Origin of the sequence: Arthrobacter sp. HMWF013, from assembly GCF_003061105.1 — a bacterium.
Taxonomy (GTDB): domain Bacteria; phylum Actinomycetota; class Actinomycetes; order Actinomycetales; family Micrococcaceae; genus Arthrobacter.
In genome coordinates, this window is sequence record NZ_QAIQ01000044.1 from 1 (window position 1) to 9,313 (window position 9,313).

General features: G+C 64.7%; 10 protein-coding genes and 1 pseudogene. 7 read left to right on the forward strand and 4 right to left on the reverse strand.

Annotated features, from left to right (window positions below; genetic code table 11):
* From DBR22_RS02205 to DBR22_RS02225, 5 genes are all read left to right on the forward strand, one after another.
* Positions 1-832: amidohydrolase family protein (locus tag DBR22_RS02205; protein WP_108597588.1), on the forward strand; the 832-nt coding region annotated here is incomplete at its 5' end.
* 1 nt (position 833) lies between these two features.
* A complete protein-coding gene (locus DBR22_RS02210) occupies positions 834-2,114 on the forward strand; it encodes an acyl-CoA dehydrogenase family protein (RefSeq protein ID WP_108597589.1) in 1,281 nt (426 codons plus the stop codon).
* A 63-nt stretch (positions 2,115-2,177) separates the two neighbouring features.
* Positions 2,178-2,633, forward strand: a complete 456-nt coding sequence (locus DBR22_RS02215) for a MaoC family dehydratase (protein ID WP_108597590.1) — start codon at positions 2,178-2,180, stop codon at positions 2,631-2,633.
* A 76-nt stretch (positions 2,634-2,709) separates the two neighbouring features.
* The gene (locus DBR22_RS02220; RefSeq protein WP_108597591.1) at positions 2,710-4,077 is read left to right on the forward strand and encodes an MFS transporter; all 1,368 of its coding nucleotides are present in this window, start codon (positions 2,710-2,712) and stop codon (positions 4,075-4,077) included.
* Between the two features lie 17 nt (positions 4,078-4,094).
* On the forward strand, positions 4,095-5,642 hold the full coding sequence (locus tag DBR22_RS02225) for an acyl-CoA synthetase (protein WP_108597592.1): 1,548 nt from the start codon (positions 4,095-4,097) through the stop codon (positions 5,640-5,642).
* Here the strand turns inward: DBR22_RS02225 and gluQRS are convergent.
* Positions 5,633-6,532, reverse strand: coding sequence for a tRNA glutamyl-Q(34) synthetase GluQRS (gene gluQRS, locus DBR22_RS02230; protein ID WP_108597593.1), 900 nt, complete (start codon positions 6,530-6,532; stop codon positions 5,633-5,635). The genes DBR22_RS02225 and gluQRS overlap by 10 nt on opposite strands.
* Positions 6,533-6,959: 427 nt before the next feature.
* On the opposite strand from gluQRS, the gene DBR22_RS02235 reads away from it, so the two are divergent.
* The gene (locus DBR22_RS02235) at positions 6,960-7,421 is read left to right on the forward strand and encodes an Lrp/AsnC family transcriptional regulator (RefSeq protein ID WP_375134869.1); all 462 of its coding nucleotides are present in this window, start codon (positions 6,960-6,962) and stop codon (positions 7,419-7,421) included.
* A 4-nt stretch (positions 7,422-7,425) separates the two neighbouring features.
* Here the strand turns inward: DBR22_RS02235 and DBR22_RS02240 are convergent, their stop codons facing one another.
* Complete coding sequence (locus DBR22_RS02240; RefSeq protein WP_108597594.1) at positions 7,426-7,881, reverse strand: Lrp/AsnC family transcriptional regulator; 456 nt, start codon at positions 7,879-7,881, stop codon at positions 7,426-7,428.
* A 104-nt stretch (positions 7,882-7,985) separates the two neighbouring features.
* On the opposite strand from DBR22_RS02240, the gene DBR22_RS02245 reads away from it, so the two are divergent.
* Positions 7,986-8,639, forward strand: coding sequence for a LysE family translocator (locus tag DBR22_RS02245; protein WP_108597595.1), 654 nt, complete (start codon positions 7,986-7,988; stop codon positions 8,637-8,639).
* 4 nt (positions 8,640-8,643) lie between these two features.
* Here DBR22_RS02245 and DBR22_RS02250 read toward each other — a convergent pair whose 3' ends face one another.
* Complete coding sequence (locus DBR22_RS02250; protein ID WP_108597596.1) at positions 8,644-9,003, reverse strand: nuclear transport factor 2 family protein; 360 nt, start codon at positions 9,001-9,003, stop codon at positions 8,644-8,646.
* 90 nt (positions 9,004-9,093) lie between these two features.
* Positions 9,094-9,313, reverse strand: a pseudogene (locus tag DBR22_RS02255) (hypothetical protein); the annotation flags it as partial.

Genomic DNA, 9,313 nt, shown 5'->3' on the forward strand with positions numbered 1-9,313 from the left:
CGTCCACCTCGAGGTGGACGGCCACGGCCATCAGTCCCTGCCCCCAACCCTCACCGAAGCCTCAGCCAAGTACTTCAAATCCGAGGACCGAACCCCCTCCCTTGACCGCATCGCCGAGGTCTACCGCGAACTGAACATGGCCGCCGTCGTGTTCACCGTGGATGCCCGCACCCAGCTCAACCACGAGCCCAACAGCATTCCGGATCTGATCGCGGGCGCTGCCCGCAATAACGACGTCCTGATTCCCTTTGGCAGCGTGGACCCGCGCACCGGACCGGAAGCGATCCGCGGAGCCGTTCACCAGGCCGAGGAATTAGGGGCCCGCGGCTTCAAGTTCCACCCGAGCCTGCAGGGCTTCGACCCGTCCAACGAAGAGTTCTACCCCCTCTGGAATACGCTCCAGGACCTCCGCTTACCGGCGATTTTCCACACCGGCCAGAACGGCATGGGCGCGGGCCTTCCCGGCGGCTACGGAATCAAGCTGGGCTACTCCAACCCGCTCCTGCTGGACGCCGTCGCCGCGGACTTCCCGGAACTGCAGATCATCATGGCCCATCCCTCCGTTCCGTGGCAGGACGAGGCCAACTCCATCGCTACGCACAAGGCAAACGTGTTCATCGACCTCTCCGGCTGGTCCCCCAAGTACTTCCCGGAATCCCTCGTACGAGCCTCCAACTCCTACCTCCAGGACAAGGTCCTGTTCGGCACCGATTTCCCGCTCATCACACCGGAAAAGTGGCTCGGTGCCTTCGCGGACCTTCCGCTCAAAGACGAGATCAGGCCCAAGATCCTCAAGCACAATGCCGTCCGCCTGCTCGGACTCGGAGGCTGATATGACTGCCACCACGGCCATCAACGCCATAACAGACCCCGCTTCAGAACAGACCCGGCTCTATGAGGTCTGTGACTACTACGACGCCGAGTCCCTCCTGACCGGGGACGAACGGCGCATCCTGTGCAGGCTGCGCAGCTTCCTGGATGAGAAAGCCCGTCCGCTGCTGGCCGATCACTGGGAACGCGGGGAGTTTCCCACTGAACTCGTACAGCCGCTGATCGACCTGGACCTGATGGAACCCGCCGAACTGACCGGCGCCGCCGCGGCTGCCGGAGCCGCCGGGGCTGACGGGGCTCACGTGGGTGCGGGAAGTGTTCCGGCCCGCGGCATCTACCAGGGCTTCCGGATCTTCGAGCTCGCCCGCACCGATGCCTCGCTGGCAACCTGGTACACCTCGCAGGCCGGGCTTTTCCGGACCGCAATCAGGGTGGGCGCCTCGGCTGAACAGCAGCGGGAATGGATGCCCAAGGTCATCGACTTCTCGCTCAAGGGTGTCTTCTCCCTGACCGAGCCCGAGTCAGGCTCCGATATCGCGGGCGGGCTCTCCACCACCGCACGGCGCGAAGGCAACAGCTGGATCATTGACGGTGCCAAGCGCTGGATCGGCGGCGCTGCCAGCGCCGACGTCCTGGCGGTCTTTGCCCGCGACGTGGCCGACGGCCAGGTGAAGGCCTTCCTGGTTGACCGCCAGGCCGACGGCGTGACGCTGGAAAAGATCCACCGGAAGACATCCCTGCGGATGATGCAGAACGCGCACATCACCCTGGACGGGGTGCGGGTTCCGGAGTCCATGCGCCTGCATAACGTGAACTCCTTCCGCGACGTGGCAGCGATGCTGCGTGCCATGCGCTCCGACGTCGCCTGGATCGCCGCTGGCGTCCAGGCCGGCGCCTTCGAAGCCGCGTTGCGCTACGTCAAAGAGCGCCAGCAGTTCGGCCGTTCGCTGGGCTCCTTCCAATTGGTCCAGGAGAAGCTGGCCAGAATGCTCGGCAACGTCACGTCTGCACTGTCCCTGGTGGTCCGGCTGACCGAACAGCAGGCCAAGGGCATCTACCGGGACCAGGATTCAGCCCTGGCGAAGATGCAGACTTCCCTGCTGATGCGGGAAACCGTTGCGCTGGCCCGCGAGGTTGTGGGCGGCAACGGCATCACCCTCGAAACCGACGTGGCCCGGTTCCACGCGGACGCCGAGGCAATCTACTCGTACGAGGGCACCCACGAAATCAACGCCCTCATCATTGGCCGCGCCCTCACCGGCGAAAGCGCCTTCACCCGCTGAACTGCCCGTCGTCGTACTTTCACCATCCCCGATCAGGAACCGACCCCCAAACTGGAGGCAAAGATGCCCAATCTCGTCGTCGACTTCGACAAACTGCTCACCCTCGCCGGCACCGACCTCGGTGTCACCGAATACCGTGAAATCACGCAGGAACAGATCAACACATTCGCTGACGCAACCGGCGATGACCAGTGGATCCATGTGGACCCGGAACGCGCCAAAGACGGCCCGTTCGGCGCACCGATCGCCCACGGCTTCCTCACCCTCTCGCTCATCATCCCGTTCTGGGGCGAGCTGTTCGACGTCGACGGCGTCACCACCAAAGTGAACTATGGCCTGGACAAGGTCCGCTTCACGTCGCCGGTGAAGGTGGGCTCGCGGATCCGCATGCAGGCCACCATCGCCGAGGTCACCGAGGTCAAGGGCGGCGCCCAGATCAAGGTCGCCAACACCATCGAGATCGAAGGCCAGGAACGCCCCGCCGTCGTCGCGGAATTCCTGGCGCGGTTCTACAAGTAGCCCTCCGACTTCCCACGTTTCCGCACCACACCCCTCGTCTTTTCTTCTGTACTCATCCGTACCAAAAGGAACAGCCATGTCCGGAATCACCCAGCTTCAAGCCATGGGCACCGCGGAGCGCCGCAAGGAAGCGCGCACCGTCATCGCCTCCAGTTACCTCGGCAGCACCATCGAATACTACGATTTCCTCCTCTATGCCACCGCCGCGGCCGTGGTCTTCCCGAAGGTCTTCTTCAGCGGGATGGACGACTGGGTAGGCGTGGTGGCGGCCTACGGCACCTTCGCCGCCGGCTACGTCGCCCGGCCCCTGGGCGGCATCATCTTCGGCCACTTCGGTGACAAGGTTGGCCGTAAGAGCATGCTCATCATTTCCATGCTGGTCATGGGCATCGCATCCACACTCATCGGCGTGGTGCCGGATGCGTCCGTGGCCGGGCCGTGGGGTGCTGTACTCCTGGTGATCCTGCGTGTCTTCCAGGGCATCGCCGTGGGCGGCGAATGGGGTGGCGCAGCGCTCATGGCCCTGGAGCACTCCGAGTCCGGGAAACGCGGCTTTGCGGCCTCCTTCGTCAACGCCGGCGCCCCGACCGGCGCCGTCCTTGGCACGCTCATGATGGGAGCATTCTCGGCCCTGCCCAACGATCAGTTCCTCACCTGGGGTTGGCGGGTGCCCTTCCTGCTCTCGTTCGTGCTGCTGGGCGTGGGCATGTTCGTCCGCCTGAAGGTCTCCGAGAGCCCCATCTTCAAGGCCGCGCTCGAGCAGGAAAAGGTCGAGCGGGAACGCGCCGACCAGGAAGCGCGGAATCAGGGACTGACCAGCAAGCGGGACATCCCGCTGCTGCAGGTGCTGCGGCGCCCCAAGACCCTGATCTTCACCATGCTGGCCGGGGCCGCCGGCTTCGCCCTCCAGGTAGTGCTGGCAACTTTCTCGGTAACCTTTGCGGTCTCCAAGGGCGCCGACCGGCAGGGCGTTCTCTACGCCTTCGCGGCGGCGTCGGCCCTGTCCATCGTGTTTGTCATCCTGGGTGGCCGGCTTTCGGACAAACTGGGGCGGCGGCCGGTGATGATCGGCGGCCTGGTGCTGTTCGTCATCTACCTGATTCCCATGTTTTCGCTGCTGTCTTCAAACAACATCGCCCTGATCTTCGCGGCATTCGCCATCGGCCTCATGATCCACTCCACCTTGTTCGGTCCCCTGGCGGCGTTCGTGTCGGAACAGTTTGGCACCACGTCCCGCTACACCGGTGCGTCACTGGGCTACCAGCTGGCCACCCTGCTCGGTGCCGGATTCACGCCCGGGATCGTGGCGCAGATCTTCAAGGATTCCGGCCAGGACACGGGCTCCGTGGTCATTTACCTTGCGATCATGTCTGTAGTGTCCATCGTCTTCATCCTGCTGACGCGGGAGCCGAAGAACAACGACCTCCTGATAGTCAAGTCCTGAGCGGAAAGGATTTCGCCGTGGAAAACTTTGGCATCGGCTCGTGGCTTCAACGCCGCCGCCCCAAGTCCGGCAGCAAGACAGCCCTGATCAGCGGCCAGCAGGAAATGAGTTATGACCAGCTGGCCGAGCGGTCCGTCAGGCTGGCCAACGCACTGCGGGATGGCGGCGTGGGCCGAGGGGACAGGGTGGCCTATCTGGGCGATAACCATCCGTCCTTCCTGGAAACCCTGTTCGCCTGCGGGCAGCTGGGGGCCATCTTCGTCCCCCTGAATACCCGTTTGGCGCCGCCGGAAATCCAGTTCCAGCTCGTGGACTGCGGGGCGTCCGCCCTGATCCATGGACTGAGCCTGGATGCCCTCGCCGGTGCCGGTTCAGCGGGCACCGCCGTCACGCGCCGCATCTCAGTGATGGATGCCGTGGGTACCAAGGAACAGGGCCCGACGGCGGCGGAAGACTTCGAGGAGGTCCTCGCCGCCGGCGCGGACCAGTACATCGACGAAGAGGTGGGCCTGGACGACGGCGCCATGATCCTCTACACGTCCGGCACCACAGGGCACCCCAAGGGGGCGTTGCTGACGCACGGAAACGTGGCGTGGAACTGCCTGAACGTGATCGTGGACTTCGATTTTGCATCCACCGATGTAGCCCTGATGATCTCGCCGATGTTCCACGTGGCCTCCCTGAACATGGGGGTCCTGCCCACCATACTCAAGGGCGGAACAGTGGTACTGGAAACCAAGTTCGATCCCCGGCGGACCCTCGAACTCATCGAAAAGCACCGCGCCACCACTATCAGCGGGGTGCCCACGACATACCAGATGCTGTGCGAGCACCCTGCGTGGGACACCTCGGACCTCAGCTCGCTCAACAAGCTGACCTGCGGCGGGTCCGCTGTGCCAATGCGGGTCATTGACGCCTACGAAAAACGGGGCCTCCGCTTCTCCAATGGCTACGGAATGACGGAGACCGCCCCCGGGGCCACCACACTGCCCGCTGCCAGGTCGAGGGACAAGGCAGGCTCGTCAGGGCTTCCCCACTTCTTCACGGATGTGCGGATCGCCGACTTCGACGGCACCGTGGCGGCGCCGGGATCGGTGGGTGAAATCCAGATCAAGGGTCCCAATGTGATCCGCGAATACTGGAACCGGCCTGAGGCGAGTGCGGACTCCTATGCGGAGGGCGGCTGGTTCAAGTCCGGCGACATGGGCTACAAGGACGACGACGGTTTTGTGTTCGTCTCGGACCGGCTCAAGGACATGATCATTTCGGGGGGAGAGAACATCTACCCCGCCGAAGTGGAGCAGGCCATCAGTGAACTGGACCCGGTAGGCAGCGTGGCCGTCATCGGGGTACCGGATGAGAAGTGGGGTGAAGTCCCACGGGCCGTGGTGCTCCTGCGCGAGGGCGCCCGGCTCACCGAGGAGGACCTGCGGGCGCACCTTGAGGGCCGGCTGGCGCGCTACAAGATTCCAAAATCAGTGGTCTTCGTCGATGAGATGCCCCGTACTGCCAGTGGCAAGATCCGGAAGGCTGATCTTCGGAAGCTTTCTGCGGGTCAGCCCTGAGCTGTCCCCTGGAAGCCGGTCCACACCCACGGCTCCCGCGGGAGGCTGTCCGGCCGGAACGCTGCGAGCGCCTGCTCCAGCCTTCCGGCCGGCAGTCCCAGGGACCGCAGGATGAGGTCCCGGACGCCGGTGGCCTGATGGCCACTTAGCTCCAGGTCGGCGAGGGTGACTGCACCGTCGCGCTTGGCCAGCCGGGCGCCGTCGGAATTCACCACCAGGGGAACATGGGCATATTCCGGGACAGGAATATTCAAAAGCATGGCGAGATATGCCTGGCGCGGGGTGGACGGCAGCAGGTCGTCGCCCCTGACCACCTGATCGATTCCCTGGGCGGCGTCGTCCACCACCACGGCGAGGTTGTAGGCCGTCACGCCGTCGTTGCGGCGCAGGACAAAATCGTCCACTACACCGGTGAACGCACCATGCAGGACATCCTTCACCGTGTACTCCGTGACCTCGGCGCGAAGCCTGATGGCGGCCGGCCGGGTGGACCGCCTGATCTCCAGTTCCGCTGGCTCCAGGTTCCGGCAGGTCCCCGGGTAGGCGCCCTGCGGTGCGTGCGGGGCAGACGGCGCCTCCTGGATTTCGCGGCGGGTGCAGAAGCATTCGTACGTCAGGCCGGCGGCACTGAGCCTGCTGATCGCATCGCTGTACAGGCCTGATCGCCCGGACTGGCGCACGACGGCGCCGTCCCAGGTCACGCCGACGGCTGCGAGATCGCGGAGCTGCTCAGCCTCCGCGCCGGCCCGTGCACGGTCCAGGTCCTCAATGCGCAGCAGGAAGTCCCGGCCGGTGGACCTGGCGAAAAGCCACGCGAGGATGGCGGTGCGCAGGTTGCCAACGTGCAGTTCGCCTGACGGGCTGGGGGCGAAGCGGCCTGCTGGGGTCATAAGACCAACCCTACGCAACAAGGCATCCCTCACAGGACAACGCGGGGTCACTTCAGGCCCAATAAAGACGCCCGGAGGGACAAGGAGTGACCCCGCGTTGCAGTATCCGGGGTGGTGGAAGCTGGAAACACAAGAGCCCCTCAGCTACGGCCGGCTTCGGGAGTCGGACGTGGCTCAGGGGCTCTTGCTCTGGTTGCGGAGTGACCATGGTGTGAACAAGTGTCAATCAGCGGCGGCTTCCTTGCGGGAAGCTGAGTCCAGGGACCGGGTGGTGTGCCGGGGGTCCTGTAGCCTGGCGGGCATCGGCGGTAGCCACTGCCCTGTTGCCATAATTTGACCAGAGAACCTACAGTTGGCACAACGGGCACACCATTCGTTGGTCAGTCTGACTAGCACAGGCCAATACAATCGACAGGAACTGATCAGATTGCAGCAGCAGCTGGATTCCACGGACCGCCGCATCCTCCTCGCCCTTGATGAGGACCCCCGCGTGCCGGTCATGGTCCTCGCCCAGCGGCTCGGCCTCGCACGCGGAACGGTTCAGGCCCGGCTCGAGCGGATGACGGCGTCGGGATTCCTCCGGCCCAACAGCAGCCGCGTCCTGCCGTCGGCCCTCGGCCGTGGCGTGGCCGCCGCCGTCAGCGCAGAACTGGACCAAAGCCACCTCAATGAGGCCATCGCTGCCCTCCGCGAAATCCCCGAAGTCCTGGAATGCCATGCACCCGCCGGCGATACCGATCTGCTCATCCGCGTGGTGGCCACCAGCCCCGACGATCTTTACCGGGTGTCAGAGGAGATCAGGCTCTGCCCCGGCATCGTCCGCACCTCGACCAGCATGTTCCTGCGCGAGGTCATCCCCTACCGAACGTCGGGGCTGCTCCGCGACTGAGCCGCTACACCGGCGGGCCGGCGTTGGACTTGAGGTTCTTCATCACCAGCGTGGACGTCAGCCGTTCGACGCCGGGCAGTGACGTGAGTTCGGCATCGTAGAAACGCTGGTAGGCCGGCAGGTCTTCGGCGATGACCTTCAACAGGTAGTCCGGCGAGCCGAAGAGCCGCTGGGCTTCGACAATGTTCGGGTTGTCCGCCACCCGGTTCTCGAAGATCTCCATGGTGGAGCGGTCCACCTGGCGCAGGGTGACGAACACGATCGCCTCGAAGCCCAGCCCTACTGCGGCCGGATCGATGTCCGCCTTGTAGCCCCGGATCACGCCAGAGGCCTCAAGATCGCGCAGCCTGCGGTGGCATGGCGCAACCGTCAGCCCCACCTTGGCAGCAAGCGCTGTGGCGGTCATTCGGCCATCCTGCTTGAGGTGACGCAAGATATTCCTGTCAATATGGTCAATCACGCAAAAATCTTACCAAAGCATGCCAGCGTTCAGCGAAAAAGGTAAGCACTTATGCCCGCGAAATCAATATGGTTTGTCCTGTACCCATCGGACAGGAGCAAACCATGAACCCCCAGCTGTTTTTCGCCTTTGTGCTGGTGGCTGCCGCCCTCGCCTGCACCCCCGGCGTGGACTGGGCCTACTCCATCACCGCCGGACTGCGGCAGCGCAGTTTTGTCCCCGCAGTTGCCGGACTCTGCGGCGGGTACGTCCTGCACACCGTGCTGCTGGTGGCCGGACTCGCGGCGCTGCTGACCGGCCTGCCCGGCGTCCTGGGCTGGCTGACCGTAGCCGGCGCGGGCTATCTGCTCTGGCTGGGCATCAGCACCCTGCGCTCCTGGCGTGGGGCATCCTTCGCGGCGGCCGACACCATCGGGAAACCTTCCAACCAGCTGCGGACCTTCCTTCAGGGCATGGGGACCAGCGGCATCAATCCCAAGGGGCTCCTCTTTTACGTGGCCCTGGTGCCGCAGTTCGTCAGCCCGGACGCTGCCCTCCCGGTTCCGGTCCAGTCCGGCCTGCTGGGGCTGACCTTTGTCCTGCTCGCCGGGGCCGTCTACACCTGCGTAGCGCTGCTGGCCCGCAGACTCCTGCAGTCCCGCCCGGGTGCCGCGCGCGCAGTCACCCTGGCCAGCGGAATCATCATGGTGCTGCTTGGGGTGGTGCTCCTGTCCGAGCAGGTGGTCCCGCTGATTGCCGGACTCACCAGCCGAGCCTGAGGTTTCAGGCCTTGCGCTCCATAAACCATTCAGTGAATGCCGACGCCCGCCCATCCGGTTCCAGGCGGATGACCCAGAGGTTGTCATAGCTGGGCGGGTTGGCCAGATAGTCGGTGAACCCCTGCACGAAGGCCAAGGGGCCGTCGGTACCGAGCAGGTTCCAGTCAAAGATCCAGTCCTCAGGCTCGTCGCGGGCCTCCAGCCAGCGATCCACGATCTGTTCGCGCCCGCGCCAGGGATCCCTGTCATGCGGCCGGGTTTCATAGACGGCGTCCTCGGTGAAGAGTGCGCGGATATCGTCGGGCTCATTGGTGGTCCACGCCGCGATGTACTTTTCCATCCAGGACCTCACTGCGTCGCTCATGCCTCCGTTGTACTCCGGGGCGATGGGCTCCACAAGGCCGGCCGGCCCCAGACCGTACGCACCATCAGCTGCAAGGGTCAGCCCGCAAGGTCATTTTCCGCCCAGCTGCTCCCACTCCTGCTCCCACAACCGGCGCTCATCGATGTCCTTGCGGATGACCTCGAAGGTTTCCAGTTCTGCAGGCCTCCCGCGGAGCCAGTCGCGAGGGTTGAGGGATTTCCGGCCGTTGTCCAGCACCAGCAGCGCACGGTCCGTCAGGGCATCATTGCGGAGCACCAGATCGGTCTTGCGACGCCGGAGCACCTCCTTC

Excerpts from the sequence above, each read along its gene's own strand:
- DBR22_RS02210 (WP_108597589.1), top strand. The coding sequence starts at position 834 with ATGACTGCCACCACGGCCATCAACGCCATAACAGACCCCGCTTCAGAA.
- DBR22_RS02215 (WP_108597590.1), top strand. The coding sequence starts at position 2,178 with ATGCCCAATCTCGTCGTCGACTTCGACAAACTGCTCACCCTCGCCGGC.
- DBR22_RS02220 (WP_108597591.1), top strand. The coding sequence starts at position 2,710 with ATGTCCGGAATCACCCAGCTTCAAGCCATGGGCACCGCGGAGCGCCGC.
- gluQRS (WP_108597593.1), bottom strand. The coding sequence starts at position 6,532 with ATGACCCCAGCAGGCCGCTTCGCCCCCAGCCCGTCAGGCGAACTGCAC.
- DBR22_RS02245 (WP_108597595.1), top strand. The coding sequence starts at position 7,986 with ATGAACCCCCAGCTGTTTTTCGCCTTTGTGCTGGTGGCTGCCGCCCTC.
- DBR22_RS02250 (WP_108597596.1), bottom strand. The coding sequence starts at position 9,003 with ATGAGCGACGCAGTGAGGTCCTGGATGGAAAAGTACATCGCGGCGTGG.